Source organism: Ruegeria sp. YTSA072, from assembly GCF_059610285.1.
Window position 1 is genome coordinate 245,073 of sequence record NZ_JBXWNI010000004.1, and the last position, 18,578, is coordinate 263,650.

At 51.4% G+C, this 18,578-nt stretch carries 14 protein-coding genes and 2 pseudogenes; 7 read left to right on the plus strand and 9 right to left on the minus strand.

Going from position 1 to position 18,578, the window contains the following annotated elements; genetic code table 11:
- Window positions 1-156: 156 nt before the first annotated feature.
- The 3 genes from AC2FIB_RS10180 to AC2FIB_RS10190 form a co-directional block, all read right to left on the minus strand.
- The gene (locus tag AC2FIB_RS10180; RefSeq protein WP_496841997.1) at window positions 157-987 is read right to left on the minus strand and encodes a glutathione S-transferase family protein; all 831 of its coding nucleotides are present in this window, start codon (window positions 985-987) and stop codon (window positions 157-159) included.
- Between the two features lie 164 nt (window positions 988-1,151).
- Window positions 1,152-2,918, minus strand: coding sequence for an adenylate/guanylate cyclase domain-containing protein (locus tag AC2FIB_RS10185; protein WP_496734496.1), 1,767 nt, complete (start codon window positions 2,916-2,918; stop codon window positions 1,152-1,154).
- Window positions 2,919-3,235: 317 nt separating this feature from the next.
- Complete coding sequence (locus tag AC2FIB_RS10190; protein WP_496734498.1) at window positions 3,236-4,552, minus strand: tetratricopeptide repeat protein; 1,317 nt, start codon at window positions 4,550-4,552, stop codon at window positions 3,236-3,238.
- Between the two features lie 184 nt (window positions 4,553-4,736).
- Here AC2FIB_RS10190 and AC2FIB_RS10195 point away from each other — a divergent pair, with 184 nt between their 5' ends.
- From AC2FIB_RS10195 to AC2FIB_RS10205, 3 genes are all read left to right on the plus strand, one after another.
- Window positions 4,737-4,952 (plus strand): hypothetical protein, encoded by a 216-nt coding sequence (locus AC2FIB_RS10195; RefSeq protein ID WP_496734500.1) that lies wholly within the window; start codon window positions 4,737-4,739, stop codon window positions 4,950-4,952.
- Window positions 4,953-5,058: 106 nt separating this feature from the next.
- A complete protein-coding gene (locus AC2FIB_RS10200) occupies window positions 5,059-6,753 on the plus strand; it encodes a sulfatase-like hydrolase/transferase (RefSeq protein ID WP_496734502.1) in 1,695 nt (564 codons plus the stop codon).
- Between the two features lie 81 nt (window positions 6,754-6,834).
- Complete coding sequence (locus AC2FIB_RS10205) at window positions 6,835-7,650, plus strand: hypothetical protein (RefSeq protein WP_496841998.1); 816 nt, start codon at window positions 6,835-6,837, stop codon at window positions 7,648-7,650.
- Window positions 7,651-7,995: 345 nt separating this feature from the next.
- On the opposite strand, the gene AC2FIB_RS10210 is transcribed toward AC2FIB_RS10205, so the two are convergent.
- Window positions 7,996-10,647, minus strand: coding sequence for an AsmA family protein (locus tag AC2FIB_RS10210; RefSeq protein ID WP_496841999.1), 2,652 nt, complete (start codon window positions 10,645-10,647; stop codon window positions 7,996-7,998).
- Between the two features lie 422 nt (window positions 10,648-11,069).
- Between AC2FIB_RS10210 and AC2FIB_RS10215 the strand changes: the two genes are divergently transcribed.
- From AC2FIB_RS10215 to AC2FIB_RS10230, 4 genes are all read left to right on the plus strand, one after another.
- Entirely contained in the window at window positions 11,070-11,339 is a 270-nt protein-coding gene (locus AC2FIB_RS10215) for a potassium channel family protein (RefSeq protein ID WP_233493465.1), read from the plus strand.
- 176 nt (window positions 11,340-11,515) lie between these two features.
- Window positions 11,516-12,595, plus strand: a complete 1,080-nt coding sequence (locus AC2FIB_RS10220) for an AI-2E family transporter (protein WP_496734507.1) — start codon at window positions 11,516-11,518, stop codon at window positions 12,593-12,595.
- Window positions 12,592-13,656 carry an HlyD family secretion protein gene (locus AC2FIB_RS10225; RefSeq protein ID WP_282152383.1) on the plus strand — a complete coding sequence of 355 codons (1,065 nt, stop codon included), beginning with the start codon at window positions 12,592-12,594 and terminating at the stop codon, window positions 13,654-13,656. The genes AC2FIB_RS10220 and AC2FIB_RS10225 overlap by 4 nt, the downstream gene beginning before the upstream one ends.
- Window positions 13,646-14,656, plus strand: a complete 1,011-nt coding sequence (locus AC2FIB_RS10230; protein ID WP_496842000.1) for a DUF2955 domain-containing protein — start codon at window positions 13,646-13,648, stop codon at window positions 14,654-14,656. Before AC2FIB_RS10225 ends, AC2FIB_RS10230 begins: the two co-directional genes overlap by 11 nt.
- Before the next feature lies 1 nt (window position 14,657).
- On the opposite strand, the pseudogene AC2FIB_RS10235 reads toward AC2FIB_RS10230, so the two are convergent.
- The 5 genes and pseudogenes from AC2FIB_RS10235 to yghX all read right to left on the minus strand — a co-directional run bounded on the left by AC2FIB_RS10235 (window position 14,658) and on the right by yghX (window position 18,547).
- Window positions 14,658-15,485 (minus strand): annotated as a pseudogene (locus tag AC2FIB_RS10235) (flavin monoamine oxidase family protein).
- A 12-nt stretch (window positions 15,486-15,497) separates the two neighbouring features.
- On the minus strand, window positions 15,498-15,845 hold the full coding sequence (locus AC2FIB_RS10240; RefSeq protein ID WP_496734517.1) for an FAD-dependent oxidoreductase: 348 nt from the start codon (window positions 15,843-15,845) through the stop codon (window positions 15,498-15,500).
- 270 nt (window positions 15,846-16,115) lie between these two features.
- Window positions 16,116-16,895 carry a HalD/BesD family halogenase gene (locus AC2FIB_RS10245; protein ID WP_496842001.1) on the minus strand — a complete coding sequence of 260 codons (780 nt, stop codon included), beginning with the start codon at window positions 16,893-16,895 and terminating at the stop codon, window positions 16,116-16,118.
- A 313-nt stretch (window positions 16,896-17,208) separates the two neighbouring features.
- Window positions 17,209-17,448 (minus strand): annotated as a pseudogene (locus AC2FIB_RS10250) (integrase core domain-containing protein); the annotation flags it as partial.
- A 211-nt stretch (window positions 17,449-17,659) separates the two neighbouring features.
- Window positions 17,660-18,547, minus strand: coding sequence for a YghX family hydrolase (gene yghX / locus AC2FIB_RS10255; protein WP_496734520.1), 888 nt, complete (start codon window positions 18,545-18,547; stop codon window positions 17,660-17,662).
- Window positions 18,548-18,578 lie beyond the last annotated feature (31 nt).

An 18,578-nucleotide genomic window follows, 5' to 3' on the forward strand; every position in this document is an offset into this window, starting at 1 on the left:
ACTTTGCCGCTCCACGTTCGCTTCATTAACGAAACTTCTGTTTGATCTGCAGGCAAAGAGTGATTTGTAGAGTTCTTCCCAACCTCCTCAAGCCGATTGCATAGGGCGAGCGTTTACCCATGATGAATGCCATCAGGAGGTTGGATTTAGGTAAGCCTAATTTGTGGGGGCTGGTCCTAGTCCCGCATTGGCGACAACCAAACCAAGTTCTTCGTCTGAAACCGTTCCAGAGTACTTGTCCCGCGGAGGCATAGGTCTGGTTTTCCAATGTGGTTCAAACGTGAAGCTGGACATATTTCGACCGTCCACCAATGCACCGTTCCCAGCGCCCAGTGCGTAATCATAATAAAGTTTGAGAATCTCTTCTTCCGTCACCTGTTCAGTCGCCGCGTGTTTCAAACAGGCAGCCCTCCATTTTTTGACACGGGCATAATCGTCGCCAATGGGCAATTCGAAATCCTCATAGTAGTCAAGAAACCAAAAACGCTTGAATACCGGCGTAAAAACCGCCTCTGCTAATCCGAATTCATCAAATAAGAATACTCCGTCCGGATTGTGGGCAAGCAGGAAGTCGTTGAGATCGCGGTACAGTGCAAGCAGCTTTTCGTTGTGCGCATCTTTCTGCCCTTGGTCCTGGTTCATGACATAGACATAGCCTGCCATCGTGAATGGACCCTCCTTGGCAATCAACATAGACTCCACTGCATGTTCGCCAGGGTCAGAGCGCCGCAGTTTTGGCCCCTCAAGTACTTCATCAAGGTAACGAAGAATAACCAGACTTTCCTTTACAATCTGACCTTCAGCGGTTTCAAGAACCGGTAGAGCGGTTGTTCCTCTTGTTTTTCTTAGGAGTTCCGGATCGCGGGGTTTTGTGATGTCTACGACGCGGAATTCAACAGCATCTTGCAGACCTCTCAGCGCCAAAAGAATCTCAAGACGCTGAGAAAAGGGGCATACAGGGATATGATAGACGGTATGCTTTGCCATATTGATTAATCCAGTGCAGAGCCGATGAAGGTCACGTCGTGTTGCTACCACATTAGGGTAAGGATTGTTTGCCACAAAGAAAAAGTCTTCAATGTCTTCAACGTAGACATCTGCCACAATTTAGAAAATGACCGCATCGAGCCTCGAACGGGCTTCTTTACGTCTCATAAATCCGGCAATCCTGCGGCTTTCAGGCCCGCCACAATCTTTAGTCTGTGCTCTTCCTTTGCGTAGGGTAATTGGGAATTCAGTGTGGATACCGTAGCTACAGGGATCAATTCGAGAAGTCTCGAACCGGCTTCCTCTGCTTCTTTTAATTTGCCCTGCGCCGTTCTTACCGCCGACAAAAATATATAGTTCATAGGAAACTGAGGCGCGTTTCGTATTGCTGCCTGCAAGTATTCGATAGCTTCTTCATAACGGTCAAGCTGCAACATTAGGTGACCATAGTTAAGAAGGTAAATGGGCGGAGTATGTGGTTCTAGCCGCATAGCCCGGTCCATTGGCGCAATTGCCAACTCCGGTGTTCCCGCGTAGATAAGTGAAGAAGCCTGCCACAGATGTCCATCAGAGGAATTAGGGTCCAGTGATAAGGCTGTTTCATGCTCAGAAAGAGCTCTTTCGAACCCATCGCCCCACATATGCATCCAACCCAGAAACGCGTGGGCGGCAGCAAGGTTTGGGTCTATCTTGGCGGCACGTTCGGCCTCAGCCAATGCTTCGTCGAACGCATTGTGGTGGCTGTTCCACTTGAAGAACCAAGCATGGAATTTTAAGTAGCTCCTAACGGCCATCGCATAGGCGAAGTTTGGGTCAGCTTCTAAAGCTTTGGTGAATATTTCCTGCGCTTCGGCGTTGGCTTGCGGACCCGGTTCACGATAGCGCAGTCTGCCTTTAAGAAACCAGTCACGCGCTTCAGTGTTTTTTGTGTATTGACTGCCAAGACGATTTTCCTCGCCTTCCCGCAATTGTATAGACAGCGCGTCGACAATTTCTCTTGTAATCTCGTCTTGCAGGTCAAAAACATCTTCCAGGGTTCCGTCCCTGCGATTGGCCCAGACGTGACTTCCATTTGCTGTTTCAATTAGCTGAGCGTTCATGCGAACCCGGTTGCCTGCCTTACGGATACTGCCCTCAAGAACATAGTGCACACCCAACTCCTTGCCGACGCGTCTCAGATCTACTGCCTTGCCTTTGTAAACAAAAGAAGAGTTGCGACCGATAACTAACAAGCCAGACAATTTTGAGAGGTCGGTGATCAGGTCCTCTGTCATGCCGTCTGCGAAGTACTCCTGCTCGGCATCGCCTGACATATTGTCAAATGGCAAAACAGCTAAAGACGGAATGTCTGGCAGGCTAGGGGCCGAAATTAATTCTGAATCCGATGTGGGCTTTTGAATAGTTTTGACATCATTCGCCTCGCCCACCCATTTCCAGACGCGGATTGGCTCAACGATGTTTTTAACTAGCTGGTCACCCGCGTCTTGAAAATGCACATTCAGGCGGTGCTTGATTTGTTCATGGACTGACGCCGAAATACAAATCCCGCCAGGATCGGAAAGTGTCTCCAACCTTGAGGCCACGTTGACCCCATCGCCATGAATGTCGTCGCCTTCCACGACGACGTCACCGATATTGATGCCGACGCGAAAAATAATCTCCTCATCAACTGGGAAGTTTCCGTTGCGTGAATGGATGGATTTTTGAATATCGTAGGCGCATGAAACCGCGTCGACAGCGCTTGCAAACTCCGTCAGTACTCCGTCGCCCATCCATTTGACCACTCGACCTTCGTGTTTTGCAAAGGCGGGCTCGATGACGTTTTGCCGTAGTTCGCGCAAGTGCTCTAACGTCCGTTCTTCATTCGCGCGGACGAGGTTCGAGTAGCCCACGACATCTGCTGCAAATATTGCAGCAAGTCTTCGTTTCATGCACGCCCCTCCCTAAACAGGGTAGATTAGACTCACCAACAACTGAAATCCAGTTTTTGATTGTATCTCCCGCTCAACAAGATTGCGGCGGCTAAGCTAAACACTATCGGCGACTACTGGGTATTGAAGCAACAATGCCGTGAGAGAATTTTCATCCAGCGCCGCGCTATGCCCCGATTTAAGAACCAGAAACTACATCGTGTTTTCGAGCTGGAGGCCGCCATTGAATTGTTCTGGTGTGCACAGAATTAGTCATGCAATTTCAGTGCAGTGAAAGTTGTGTCGATGAGCGTCGGCTTTGTTCGCAAAGCTGACTTTCAATGTATGGTTTTTAATTGGTCAGTTATGGCGCGAACCTGCTCTGGATTTATGTAAAGGAGATCCAAGAGAGTTATCGTGTCAATTGTCGGCCAGTTCTGCTTTAAGTCTGCCTCCAAGGCCAATGCCTCTGCTTGATTTCCGAGCGCCGCATTCGCGGCTGCGAGGTAGATCAAAGTGGGAGCCGAAATCGGGTCTCCGGCGCGGGTGGCGGCATTGAGAGAGACGATGGCTTGCTCGTATTTTCCCGCGTGAAAACTTGCAGCGCCATAGATACTCTTGTTTGCAAATCGTCCTAAGCCCGATGTCCGAGGACGGTCGCTCGTCGACGCTGCGAGTGCCGCGTCAAAGTCGCCAGTCGCCAGCATGACCATTGCATAGAAATCCAGGACGTTGCCGTCCTTAGGGGCAAGATCCAAGGCAATGTCTGCGTGATCTATAGCTCGCTTTGTATCCCCTTCGGCAAGGTCAACCCATGACAGTGCTGATTGCGTCCATGAGTTGGCAGGTGATAGAACTTCGGCTTGGTTGGCCATATGGCGGGCCTCCTTGAGCAGCGCAGAACGCTGAGGACCGTCTGGTGCAAAAATCGCAAAAGCAGCCAAACACTGGGATGCACCTGCATATCCGCCAAAGTAGGATTCGTCCTTCTCGATTGCATGGCGGAACATAGCCAAACCTAGTTCAAGCTGTGCCCGCTCAATCATGGGAAAAATCAAATTCCGCGCCTGATCTGACAGCGTCACTGCTTGAAGGCTAGACGGCGACTTCGCCAGATGTGCGCGCCTTTCTGCCTCCAGCGTGGGATCATTTGAGGTCTCGTATTGTTCAGAAACGTCGGTCGTGCTTCCGCCCATAGAACTGATTGTGATCCCCAAGCCCAAGCCGACAGCAAGCGCCACGAAGATGCTTACGGCAATCTGAATCGGCCTGCTCTTCCATCTGCTATGGAGTTCTAATTCTGTCGCAACGTCCTCAGTTTGAGCGTCCGCAGAATACTTGAGTTCGAAACGAGGTACATACCCGCCGGGATCGATATGAATATGGATTGGGTCGTCTCTTCCCGGGCCAGCAAAATACTGTGCAAGCCGGCGCCTGAGACGCCCAGCGTCAACCCGAACGATGTTATGGCTGTCACCATTTTGATCCGGAGGCCTGCCGTAGACATCCTCGGCGATTGTTTTGGCGAGTGGCTTTCGTGTGGGATCAAGAAGGTTCTGTTCTACGATGTAGTCCAGCAATTCAGAGAGCCGACTCGCGCCTGTGAAAAGCTCACTGGACTGCACACGATTGAGCTCTTCACGAACTTCTTCCAACTCCAGATGCCCCGACCAATGCGGGTGTTTGTTGTCTGTAGTTTCCCTGGGACCCATGCCAGCAGACTACTGATAAACGGTCAAATTGAAAGGATTTTCACCCCTTTCTCACCGTGTGAAACTCCCACTGGCTTCAGCGGTAGGTAATGTGATTTTAGCGGGAGCTAATGGGTTCGATAGGCAAATGAGAGTATTCGAGAAGCATTTTGGTGGACTTGCAGAAAAAATTCAGAAGCGCCGAAAAACGGACGCTGAGCTTGACGAGATTTGCAGAGATTTCGAACTTTTGGTGACGAGCCGGCAATGTAAATCCTCTCTAGAGGATGTTTGGAACGATGCCTTCAATAGTAGCCTTGCAGGGTTGAAGAAGGAAATTTTGGCAAAGCTCGAAGCCGACTGAATAGAGCGGCGTCAATTGGAACAACAGACAAGAGAGTTTGGAGCGCCCGGGTGATTTTCGTGCGCCGCGGACACCGTTTCACAATGCAACAAAAAGAGGAGCCAAAATGCGAGGTCTAAATCAATTCCTAGTACCGGTTTGCGGGGTCGCACTTGCCTTGTCGACATCCATAGCTCGGGCTCAAGAAGGCTCGATCATTCGAGACGCCGAGTATCGAATTCTGGAACGTCAGCACGGAAATCGCTGGGCAGCTGAAGACAAAGACATCGACGTCAAGCTGGCGGAGTTTCGAGAAAAGAACGGCGGCAAGCCCCCAAACATACTGTACATCCTGCTGGATGACGTAGGATTTGGCGAAGTCGGAATGCCAGATCTGGATGTGGTACGTGGATACTCGACACCAAACATAACGGACTTCGCAGACCAAGGTATGTCCATGATGCGGATGTATACCGAACCGTCTTGCACTCCCACCCGCGTCGCCATGTTGACCGGGCGACACCCGGTCCGGACCGGTTTCGATGAGGCCAAAGCGGTGCCTGAGGGCGAGGGTTTGGCAGACCGCGAAGTGACCTTGGCGGAAGTGCTGAGCGAAAATGGCTACGCAACGGCCCATATCGGCAAGTGGCACATGGGTGACATCGAACAAAGCTATGCGATTAACCAAGGTTTCGATTATGCCGAACATCCGATTCACCAACAGGCGCAACTTGCCTTGATGAATTCGACGGCTTTGAACGAAGGACATGTTGATGGTGTCGATCTGAGGCTTCGTTCTACCGATCTGATGCTGGATGACACATTCCGCATCGACCCTTATTCAATGGTCTATGGAACCGTCGGTGAAAAAGGTGGAGCGATACGAGAGGTCCACATGGAGCCGGGGCAGAAGTTCTCGCAGGACGATTATGTCGCCATGGGGCAGCGCTACAAGCAGAGCACTCTAGATCAACTGGAAAAGCTTGCAAAAGGCGACAAGCCGTTCTTCTTGCAGTACTGGCCGTTGTTCCCGATCAGCTTTACCAGGACTGATATCGAACAGGCCCAAACTCTGAACGGTGGACCGGTCGCAGAAGCTATCGTCAAGGTCGATGGTTACATCGGTGAAATCCTGACCCGGATCGAGGAACTGGGAATAGCAGACAATACGATCATCGTGATCATGGGAGACAATGGCCCGTTCATGGAGTTCGTCGACAAGAGCGGCCAGTCCGACCGGATCTATCGCGGCGGCAAGACCGAGCATCTGGAGGGCGGCGTTCGTGTTAATGCCTTTGTCCGCTGGCCCGGGATGATTGAGGAAGGGACACGTGTTAAAGATATCACTCACGTATCTGACCTGTTCAGTACCTTTGCGCGGCTGGGCGACGGCGAGGCGAGCATCCCACGCGACCGGATTATCGACGGGGTCGATCAAACCGCGCTTTGGCTTCTCGGGGAAACGCATGGGCGTCGAGATTATGTGTTTGTCTACGAAGGGTTTGTGTTGAGATCTCTGGTCAAGCAGCAATACAAGATGCATTTGCCACCCCCTGGCGGAAACCCGATCCTTGCTGCCATGTATGACCTATACAAGAACCCGCGTGAGGATCGGCCGCAGGACTCCATTCGTATTGGAGTAGGTTTCGGCGCCAATTTCAGTCTGATGGCCCAACGCCATCTTGCCATGAAAGAGCTTTATCCTGACATGCCTCCCGGGCATGGGCCACTGTATGGCGGAATTGAAAACCTTCGACCTGAAACAAAGGAACTCGTGGACAACATCCTCTTTGCTCAAGATCTCACTAGAAATTCGGATTAAGCAGGCCCCCGATCAAGTGTCCTGACCGGCACTGCCCGGTCAGGTTTATCTAGAACTTGCGCGATTGAAGGACCGAACGCGATGAAACTTGCTTTCTTTTTCTCCCCGAAAACTCTGGCTCTTATCGCTGCTGTTTTCGGCATAGTGTTACCCTCAGCCGCAAAGGCCGAACCCGTGGCCCTCTCATTTTCTGAAGACTGGCGACATGGCGTGACTGTCTACGGTTTTCTTCCACAATCGCTGACCGGGACGTCGACTATTGCAAACACCAGCGTCGATCTTGATTTGGATTTTCAAGACGCGCTGGAACTCTTAGACTTCGGTATCTCGGCACAATACGAAGGTTGGACGGGGAACTGGGGTTTCATAGTCGACGCAAACTACGCAAAGCTAGGGACCGAACAATCCATCCCGCTTCCGGCTGGGAACATTGACGTTGACCTCGATGTTAAGCAATCGTGGATCGGATTTTTGGGCGGTTACAAAGTTGCAAATGGGGTTTATGGCAAGAACGATCACCGGTATTCCGTCGATCTGCAAGCTGGGCTTCGCTACAACGAACTGAAGCAGGAGGCTGACGTTTCCACTATGGGACCTAGCGTCACTCTTGGCGGGACTGAAACATGGACCGAAGCAGTTGTTGGCGCTCGTGGCACGTGGGAGCTCTCGGACCGTTGGTTCTTGGTTGCCGCGGCTGATGCAGGCCTAGGTGGCGAAAATGTCAATTCCCACTGGCGTGTTTCGCTGGGCTTCGCCTATCAAGCTTGGGAAAATACCTCTATTCGTTTCGGTTGGCGGCACTACGAAATCGACTATGAGACGGAACGGTCCGATGGGACATTCGCCTATGACGTCATGCAAACAGGACCACTGGTTGGTGTAACCTTCTCTTTCTGATTGCGAGCGTGTCGTAGTTGAAAAACCAATTCCTTGTAAACGTCGCTCGAGGCCTTTTTTAGTGATAAAGTCTAGTTTGCGGTCAATGGTTGCTTTGAGCCTCATCTGACTGGTTCTGTGCATTGCAGGAATGTCTGTGGTAGCAGACGTAATTTTCTGGGGCGCACAAACACTGCCATTTGCGACTCAAAGGTTTAACATCGCATCGGCTGAATTCTACAAATGCAGCCCTTTGTCTAAAGTACGGCAAATATCGGGAGAGGCCCCAAAGTAGAATCCCCTTTTTGGGAACATTGTCATCTTTCTTGAACTCTAGATTTGTTCCTGAACCGACTGCCTCCTCCATTACTGCAGTTGCAAAATATCCGGGACGCAGAGTTTTCTTTTGGCAGGCATTTTGTCCGCACCATCTGATCGTTTAAGTCGCTTCGGGCCGTCTTTGACCTTGATCTTCGGCTTAGCTAGCGGGCCCTTCAAAGTCACGGGCCAGGGGCTCTTCGAAAGAGGTTCGCCAATCTTGCGGGGCTGCAGATTTAGGTCCAAAACCTTGCCCGCCACATCAACACCGCCAAAGACGACAACTTGGACATGGTCTGTCTCCAATGTGGTTTGTTTCGTCGAAATACTTCCATTGGAGATACTAATTGGCGCGCGCAAGCATACGATCGGGGCAACCTTTTGTTTTTCTTTGGTAAACACCCAAGGTAGCACCCCTAGTCCTGCCAGATCTAAGAGCTGTGTCTCGATCGAACCGTCGCGCATTGAAACTGTGGCGTTGCCGTTCATGCTGTTTGCAAAATGCTTGGGTGAATCGGTTCCGCCGGTCACCGAAAAATCTGCATAGATCGTACCGCTTGCGCCTTTTTTGAAGTTCAGGCTGTGAAGAATTTCATCCAGCTGCCAGCCACCTGCCTTGCCTGTCAAAGTGAGCAGATGCGCGTCGTTCGATAGATCCATCTGCCCGCTGACGTCGAAATGAGCACCTCCATATTCAAACTTCAAAGGTCCGGCCTTGAGCTCATTTTCGGTGAGCGTCAGTTCGCTCTGCAAACTGCTAATTCCTTTGGCACCTTCTATGTGCCGAAGGTCAATGTCGACATCCATATCCATACCGGACAAGAGAACTGAACGCCCAATTGGTTTAAGCGTCACATCTCTTAACGCACCTTGGTCGCCCTCGTCTTCTTGCTTAGCTTCTTTCTCTTCCGGCTCAGGGCCGCCAATTTTCCGCAATTGTGCGGCAGCCTGAACGATAGTTCGGATCTGATCTATCTTTATCAGGTCACTCTCAATGGAACCCTGCAGCACCGGGTCGCTTGTTGCATCATCAAGATCGGCCATAATCTGCAAGATAGAGTCGGCGACCTCAACATTGGCACTGGCGTTCCAATCGGTGCCTTCGCTAACGAGGTTGATTTCAAGGCGAGCCTGCCCGGTTTCCACACGTTCAAGTGATAGCGCCTCCAAAAGGTCTGCCCCGGATGGGACTGCGACATCAATTGCCAAATCCAGGTCCTCGAATTTAAGTACATTCTTGACAGTGCCATGCACCTCAAGGTTCCAGACGTCCGTATCGCTTGTCTTTCCATCCAAATTCGTCAGCGAAAGCTGATTGATGTCTCCAATCAAATGGAAGTCACCGGAAAACCTGCCAAGCTGGTCGTCTGGTCCCGCCAATTCTGGCGAGATCAAACTGCTTGCCGGTATATCCATTAGGCCTTCTGCTGATATGCCTTGCAACTGAAGCGCGTCATCGACCGAACCGTTCAAAATGACAAACGGATCGGCGGGGTTCCCAATTCTCAGGTTGATGCTTCCGACCCTTAAAGCGCCTTCTGGTGTTCTGGAAAGCTCGGAGAACTTAATCGGGGGCGGGCCTTCGCCGGACGTGTCCAACGTGAAACCGTTGGTCTTAATGACCATTTGTCGCTGCGGCACCTGCCCAGGCACGCTGTCGATAACCATGTCGACCGCGATAAGTTTAAGATCATATCGCGATGCGGCAGGGGCTGGCTCAGCATCTTCAGGGTACAACCGAATGCGGGTTGTCAACGATACGTCTTCCGGATTTCCCAGTTCCCCGATCTGCCCCGTCAACGAAAGGCTTTGCCCGCCATCTAATTCAGCCAATACCGATAGGTCGTCAATTCGTGCTACACCGTCGACTGATTTGAACGTTGCACCAATGTTCCCTGTACCTTCCAAAACGCGATTGAGCTTCAGGATATCGAGAAGCTGGCCAAGTTCGGCAATCTCCACGGTCGTTGCCACTTGCAGACCGTTTTCTTGAGGGACTTCCTCGGCGACAATCGAAATCTGTTCGAAATTCATCGCCAACTGAAACGGGTCTTCAGCGGGGAATGTCGCGTTCAGATCAAACCTCTCTCCGTTCAGCGAACCGGCCCCGACTGCCGTCGCGACGTCGGTTTCCGTATCGCGCTTTAAAAGCAGCTCAGGAAGCTGCAGATCCAACTCAAGTCCGTTTAAATCGTTCTGATAAAGAATGGCGATATCAGTCAGATCAATTTTGCGGTCCGTTAGAATTCCGGCCAACAGCGGCGTCGGGGAATTTGCAGGTTTCCCCGCTTCAGCTTCCGTTTGGGAAATGGACTGCCAGTTTCCGAAGCCGTCTTTGTCTGTGATTAGGTTCAGATGAACACCTGTGAGTGAAAGACCACTCAGTGACAGTTTACTGTTCCAAAGGTCGCGCGCGGAAACTTCAAATTCGATCTCATCGATTGCTGCAAGTTTCACATCAGCATTCGGAGAACCGGGTAATTCCAGCCCTGCCGCTGACACCTGCAATTGCCGGCCAATACCCAGACGCACTTCATCTTCAATTCTAACCTCCTGGCCAAGTTTCTTGGAGATCAGGTTTTCGACGAAAGCAGTCCTGACCGAGGAAAACAACGCAGAAGACAGGAAAAGCCAAGCTGCAAACACAGCGACAAACGCGACAGCGCAACAAATCAAAATACCTTTTGCAACGTATCGCACGTTCTTCTCCTAAAATTCCGATTCATCCAATGGGCAGCCTAGACCATTTAATCATTAAGTTAATGGAATATATGGTCGGTAAATGATCTGAAGCCTGAATGATCTTGACCATATAGCTGATATTCTCGCCTGTTTAGTCGAACCGCTAAGAAGCGGGTAAATGACAAACGATCGGCTAGTGTTGCACGCCCGGTTTCTTAACAGCTGGCTCGAAGAGAGTTTTACTAGCCAAAATGGATGTGCAGCATGAGCTTTGACCATTGCGGCACGACGTAAGCTGCAACCGACAGGCAGCCAAGTGCCTCTGGTTTTCCATATTTATCTAATTACTGCTATGTGTGAATTCATCAAACGATGAGGACATGATGAATTCACTAACCAGAATAACACGTGGGATAGGCGTCGCTTTCAAGGACGGTAGAGTGAAAGGCATTCTTGCCTTCACAGTTGGAATGATTTTGTGGGCCTCGGTCTTTTATCACTTTGTCGAAGGTTGGAGTTGGCTCGACTCAATCTACTTTTCTGTCGTGACAATTTCGACCGTAGGGTTTGGTGACTTCTCACCTGAAACTGCGGCGGGGAAGATATTCACAATGATTTACATCATCGTGGGCCTCGGTGTCTTCGTGACGGCGGCGACAACAGTGGCAGATACAATCTTGTCCCAGGACGACAAAAAAGCGGATAAGTAGATTATCCCAATTTGACCAAATCGAGTTTACGCCCAGACATTGGTTTGACTGGGCCTCTCAAGCCTTGCCCCGGATTCATTTGTGTCTTCAAGCTGATAGATGATCACTAAAATTCAAAAAAATATACATATTATGTTTTTTGAGTGTAACATTCGAAAAACACATGGAGGGATGGAATGGAAAAGACTCAGGACGCAAAGATTGTCGATCTAGCGATACGATTGCTCTTTCTCGGACTATTCCTCTACAGCGCTCTGGTCATGGTGGCCCCGCTTGCAAGTGTGGTTATCTGGGCAACAATCCTCTGTGTGGCGCTATACCCGGCATTTGATTGGCTTCAGTCCAAGCTGGGAGGGCGGAAAAAACTTGCCACGACGATCTTGGTTTTGTTGGGCCTTGTTCTGACCCTGGGGCCAGTCGCGACTGCGGTGTCTGGTGCTGCAGAACTAGGGTCCGAGTTTGCGGAACAGGCCGACAAGGGGGAGCTGAAAGTCCCACCTGCGCCCGAGGGTCTCAAGGAATTGCCATTGGTTGGAAACAAGATTTCCGATGTCTGGGGAATGTTTGAGCGCAATCTTGACGGCGCGCTTACGAAATATGGCGCGCAAATCCTTGAGATCACCAAGTCGCTGTTTGGAAAGGTGTTGGGCATCGGCATCGGGCTTCTGGGCTTAGCTTTGTCCGTATTGATAATGGGGGCGTTGTTCAGCCCCGGGCCAAGTTTGGTCCAGGGTCTTCAGCGCTTTGCCAACCGTGTCTTCGCGCCGCGAGGCGGTGAATTCGTAACGCTGGCAGGCGCAACTATTCGGAACGTTACAAAAGGCGTGATTGGCGTAGCAGCCATTCAGGCGGTCTGCGTTTGGATACTATTGGCTTTGTTTGGGATTTCTTCGGCCGCCACGCTGGCATTTATCTGCCTGATACTCTCGATTATCCAAATCGGGCCCGGATTGGTTCTTATACCGGTAATTATTTACGCATGGAGTTCCATGTCCGGCGGAACTGCTCTGATCTTCACCATATTGGCCGTTCCCGTCATGATAATGGACAGCTTTCTAAGACCCGTGTTCATTTCAAAAGGCCTTGAGACCCCCATGTTGGTCATCCTCATCGGTGTTCTCGGAGGTATGATGGCGTACGGTTTGATCGGCGTCTTTATGGGGCCGGTTCTCTTCGCTGTTTTCTATGAGCTATTCAAGGTTTGGATTGATACCTCGCCCGAAGCCGAGGGCACTGCTGAAGGTGCGGCGAAATGAGGAAGACAATATGGACAACCCTGGCTGTCATTCTGATTTTTCTTGTCTGGTATTTGGTCGCTGATCGGAAAACGCCATTTACCGGGAACGCCAGAGTAAAAGCCGTGGCGACCCAGATCGTCCCGCAGGTGACAGGCACTGTGACTGACGTACTGGTCGAAAATGGCCAGATAGTCTCGGCCGGAGATGTCCTCGTCCGGATCGACGCGCGACCCTACGAGATTCAGCGCGACAAAGCGGAAGCTGATCTCGAAGCGGCCACTCAGGAAGTGGGCGCATCTTCGGCAGAGGTAAGAGCGGCACAGGCTAAACTAGCAAGGGCGCAGAGCGATCTGGATACGATGCGCATTCAAACGGAACGCGTATTTGCGCTCGAAAAGAAAGGGTTGATTGCCGTCTCAAAGGCCGATGATGCGCGAGGGCAACTGGCAGAGTCCGAAGCAAACTATGAGAATGCAAAAGCGGATCTGGAAAAAGCAAAACAGAGGCTTGGTGACGACGGGATTGAAAACCCGAAAATCCAGCGCGCGTTGGCCGCCTTGGCAGATGCAGAGCTAAACCTTGAGTGGACTGTACTACGAGCTCCGGCGACAGGTGTCATCTCTAACTTGCTGATAGCCCCCGGAACATATGCGCGATCCGGCCAGGATCTATTGACGTTTCTGGACGCGACTGACGTCTGGATCGAGGCGTATTTCTCCGAGAACAACCTAGGAAGAGCCTCGATCGGGTCTCCGGTTGATGTAGTGTTGGACATGCATCCGGGCCAGATTATTCCGGGTGTCATTGAGAGCTTTAGTGCGGCTGTTTCCTTAAGTGGCGGTGATGTGCCCGGACAATTGGCGAGCCCGCCAAGCACTAAAGGTTTTTTGCGGGAGCCTGAGAGATTCCCAGTCAGGATCGTTTTGCCCGGCTATGAAGCAGGAAGCACCGAAGATGACCTTCGCTTTCAGCTGAACGGTCAGGCCGATGTGATCATGTATCTAAGTGACAACTCGTTGCTGAACTTAGTAGGCCGCACCTACATCCGCGTGGTTTCAATACTGTCCTATGCGTACTGAGGACCAACGCTCTGTCGCCCGGCTTGCGGTGGGTGTCACCGGCGTCTTTTCATTGGGCCTGTTTCTTGGGTGGCCCCTCGCCGTCATTGGGGCGGTGTTCGCCGCCCTTTTTCTGCAAGCACCTGCCGCATTGCCTTTGGCAGCATTTGCCAAGCTCTTTGTCTTCTCCATTGGGTTGATGTTCATTTCGTTCCTGTTGTCGTCAATCTTCTCACCATATCCGCTTGTATTTCTTATGCTGGTGGCCATTGGAATAATCCTGTCTTTCATGTGGTCAGTTTCAGGCGCCGGAGTTTTACCAGGTGTCATAGCTCTCATGGGGGCATTGATGATTCCGAACCTGGTTCTGCAATCACAGGACCTGGCTTTGGTGCTCGTGTATTGGATACCGTTGAACCTGCTATTTGCAGGCTTCGTATCGACGTTGATGTTCGTGTTGATACCCGCTGAACCTCAAACAGCGGCTCAAAAGAAAGCTGTGTCGCAAGTGAGTTTCGACCCACATCGCCGAATTGTCCGGATGTCTCTTGTCACAGTGCCGTTTGCTATGGCTTTTTTTATTTCCGGCGCGTCTGCATTGCTGGTTTTGTTCTTTGTCGCGCTCCTAAGCCAACAACTTGCGGCGATGCCTGCTGCGGGTAAAACTGTTGCAAAGGCCATGCTGACGGCAAACCTACTTGGGGCGGCAGTATCCATCATTTGCTATGAAATAAATGTAATAGCTCCGGTTATTCTGACGCCCATTCTGCTCTGTTTTTTCTTTTGCCTGACTCTCGGAGCACTTGGAAAATCTCAAGCCCCACTCGCCGCCGCTGCCGGGTCTGCTATTACAACGGCCCTGATCGTATATGGCGGATCGGTTGCGCCGTTTTCAGACGAGGCTGACGTCAAGAGCATCACTCGAGTTTTACAAGTTGCCAGTGCGGCCTTTTTTGTAATCATTGCGTATGTCGTAGTGGATGAATTCTGGCCGGAAAAAGAGCGCCAGGCAACTCAATGAACTATGTCGCTACAAGGCTTGGCGCTGAAACCGGAAGAGTGGATGCCCAAAGCTGGTTGATAGCGGTGATTGCTGAAAACGCCGCGCCGTGAATGGTTGATTGCGCCTCTCCACCGAGGGTTTCCACGGCAAAGAAAACCCGGCCCTCAACCGGCGCAAGGATATCTTCTATGGAGAGGTCACTGTAATTTGTCATCGAATAGCTGCCCATAATATGGGGCTCTTGGCTCCAGTTTTGGACGACACCATTGATGAATGTGCGCCTTACGATGGGGCCAAAGAACTCAGTCAGCTCGGAAAGTACACTATCGATCAGGGCGCTGTCAGCAAGTTCGGCGCGTGGCTAAGCACCATCTGAGACCGTGAACAAAACCATAATGTTCTGACGTGTTGGCTTTCCAAAAGCAGCGTCATAGTAGATTTTTGACGATCAGGTATCGGCCAGAACACTTATTCGCGACCCTTCAAGCAAAACGTCTGGGTAGAAGTGTTTTTTGAATTTCATGAGAACTTTGAAACCGCTTCCGAAATCGATGTTTTGCAATTCGGGCAAGTTAGGTGGTGACAGATCTTTTGTGAAAGAAATCTGACCGCGCTGAAGAACAGAGAGTGGCACCGTAACAATGACTTTGTCGATTACGATATTGCGACCATCCGTCAAATGCACGGAAACACCAGCCCGATCAGAACGAATTTGCGAGACAGTGGCATTGAACTCAGCTTTTCCGCCTGTGCGCGGAAGAACAAACTTCTCAAAGAACCCGTACCAAGTGGTGTCGAGGAATTTAACCTCTTCATACGCATGTCGGAGCGCATTGAAATTATTCAACCTATCATTGTGCTAGAACTGAAAGGTCTGCGGGCTATAATCAATTGCCTGAACCTCAAGATCCGTAGTGCCCTCACCAACGATGCGACCTAAGACAGTCGGCTCGTAGTGAATCCACTTGGTGCCGAGGTCCAGAGGAACGTCAGTGAAACCTGACAGTCGCTTCACGCGACCACCCCACACTGTGGCGGCCTCCAGAACCTGAACGTCTATGCCTGAATTCTCCAAGTGATATGCGGCGGACAGTCCGGCAATGCCTGTCCCAACGACTGTGACGTGCTGCGGTTGCCTTGCTCGGAGAAGCGTCGGCGGGCACAAAAGCAGTGTCGCCAACATGTGGGTGAACGTTCTGCGATCCACGATGCAACCCCTTTATTCTTAGAGTAGCGATTTGTGCAGAGTTGCAAGCTCCAAAATGAAGATCAAGTTTGAAGCAATTGGAACAGAAGGAGATGTTAATAGAAGAGCGCTCAAATTCCGGTTTTGTCTTTGAGTAGCCATTTAGAGTGTATCAGCAGAAAGTCCCGAACGAGCCCATAGTGCCCAATGATGATCGTAATACGAAGGACGACTTTCAAGTTGCGTGATGCGCTTCACCTCGTGAGGCGAGCTGATTGGATTAAGTATTTTTCAGTTCAGCCGCCCATAAAATGTCATTCGGGCTGCCTCAGAAAGCTCGATGCCAGGCTCTGCATTGTAGGCCAGAACCGCCAGAATGCGCGTCAGGTCCCCTTCGTTCGGTGTCACCCGATGAATCGAGTTGCGGCCACGGAAGAACACCAACGTCCCGGCCTCAACAGAGATAGTTTCTGCTTGTATTTTTCCGTCCAAGATTTCGTCAACCTTCTGAAACCCCATCTCGCCCGCGTCGGCATCGCGAACGGCATTGATGTACTCGAATTTTCCTCCCTTTTCTGGCGCTTGCACCATCAGCGTGATCGCAAAAGACGAATTGTCGAAGTGCCAGCCAAGCTCCTCGCCCTTCTCGGCAAAGTGCAGGTTGATGGAGGACAGCGGGTCGGCATATTCGTGCATTGCCTCTTCGCCCAGGACGTCGCACAAAAAACTGCGAAAAACCGGGGCGTTGTAAAGCGTGCGCAGGGCCGAATCCCACGGCATCAGATCGTCGGTGATACATCCTTTGGATGACGTCACAAGCCGATTGCGCGCGTGATCATCGGTGAAACTTTCATCCTTGTGGGTCAGATAGACATTGTGCTGCTTGGTCGACTTGAAGACTTTGACCTTGTTGGCAAGGCCTTCATCCCGGACGGCATCAATTGCGTCTTTCTGAACAAAGCCCGGCATCAGGAAAACGCCGGTGTGGTCGAACTCTTTCTTACAGGCCGTCCGAAATTCGGCGTCATCAATTGGAAAGGTGTTCAAGTCGACAATGTCTTGCAGTTCCATGGATCTCTCCCGAGTTCGCGGCCCTTAAAAAAGGAATATCCAAAGCCAAAGAACAATTAAAACTGTTTTTAGTACCATTGAGATGGAAAAACTCATTCAGAGCCCATGACCTCGATAACACTCAAACAATGTTGCTTCGGAGCCGTGGCGCAGACCGGCGACACCGCATCGGCCGCGCAGAACGTAGGTTAGGAGAAAGAAAAAAACTGCAATCCGATTCCGAGCTAGCCGGTACAAGCGGGCCGTATCCACCTGCGCGGGTGATCAGCCCCACTGGAGTGGTCCAGTTTGAATGATAGTTCATGATCGGCCTGGGTTCCATCGGTACGATGGTTTCCGGGGCCGGCGGGCGGTAGCCCAAGGTACTATGTGGTCGTTTTGGGTTGTAGTATTTTCTCCATTGTTCAATCAGGATTTGCGCTTTCGGTAAGCTGTAGAAGGTCTCGCCATTCAGAAACTCGTCGCGAAACCGGGTATTGAAAATTTTGCAATACCCGGTCTCCCAAGGCGAACCGGGGTCGATGTAGGCGGTATTGGCGCCGACTGCCGCGATCAGGCATCCAATAATTGCGGAATTTGTCAATGAAGTCATCTATCGATATTGATGACGCAATGGGTTCTACACTGTCTACAGACCAAGGGTCCCAATGGTCTCTCTGATTACGAAAGTCAAAGTGCTCGGGCTTCACGGGATTTGTTCTTGGTGAGCTGTGGGTTTCGGGGACGCGATAGCAACGCATGGTTGGCATCGCAGCTCCCCGCAGTTACTTCAGATAATTACTAAACCAATCAATGGTCCGGTCCCAAGCCAGGTTTGCCATCTCCTCATCATATCGTGGCGTGCTGTCATTATGAAAGCCGTGGTTGGCATTTTCGTAGATATAGGCTTCGTAAACCTTATCGTTGGCTTTTAGAGCAGTCTCAAAATCTGGCCAGCCCGCGTTGATGCGTTCGTCTAGCTCTCCCATCTGAACAAGCAACGGCGCCTGAATTTTGGCCACATCTTCGGCCGCTGGCTGGCGCCCGTAGAACGGGACACCAGCGGCCAGTTCGGGATAGGCCACGGCAATTGCGCTGACCACACCGCCGCCGTAACAGAAACCAACAGCGCCTACCTTCCCAGTGCAATCATCTCGGTTCAACAAGTATTCGAACCCATTGAAGAAATCGTTCATCAACTCGACCCGGTCCACTGTCTTTTGCAGCTCGCGCCCATCCGCGTCGTTGCCAGGATATCCGCCCACCGACGTCAGTCCGTCGGGGGCCAGTGCCATGAACCCGGCTTTCGCCAATCTGCGCGCCACGTCCTCGATGTAGGGATTAAGGCCGCGGTTTTCGTGGATGACCAGCACTGCTGGCAAGGGCTCATCCACACCGGCCGGTCTGACAAGGTAGCCCCTGACATCACCGGTTCCATTTGGTGAGGGATAGGTGATGTAGTCTGCATGGATATCGGGATCGTTGAAGGATACCTGCTCGGCCAGCGCGTAGTTCGGGCTGAGCATGTTCAGCAGCGCGACCGCTGACAAACCACCAACCGCGAACTTACCGGCGCGGTCCAGGAACTGGCGCTTGGTGATTTTGCCGTGCGCGTAAAAGTCGTACAGGTCCAGAAGTTCCTGGTCGAAGTCTTTTGCCGTCATACGGGTCATAGTGAATCTCCTTATGAATAGGCAGTTCGAA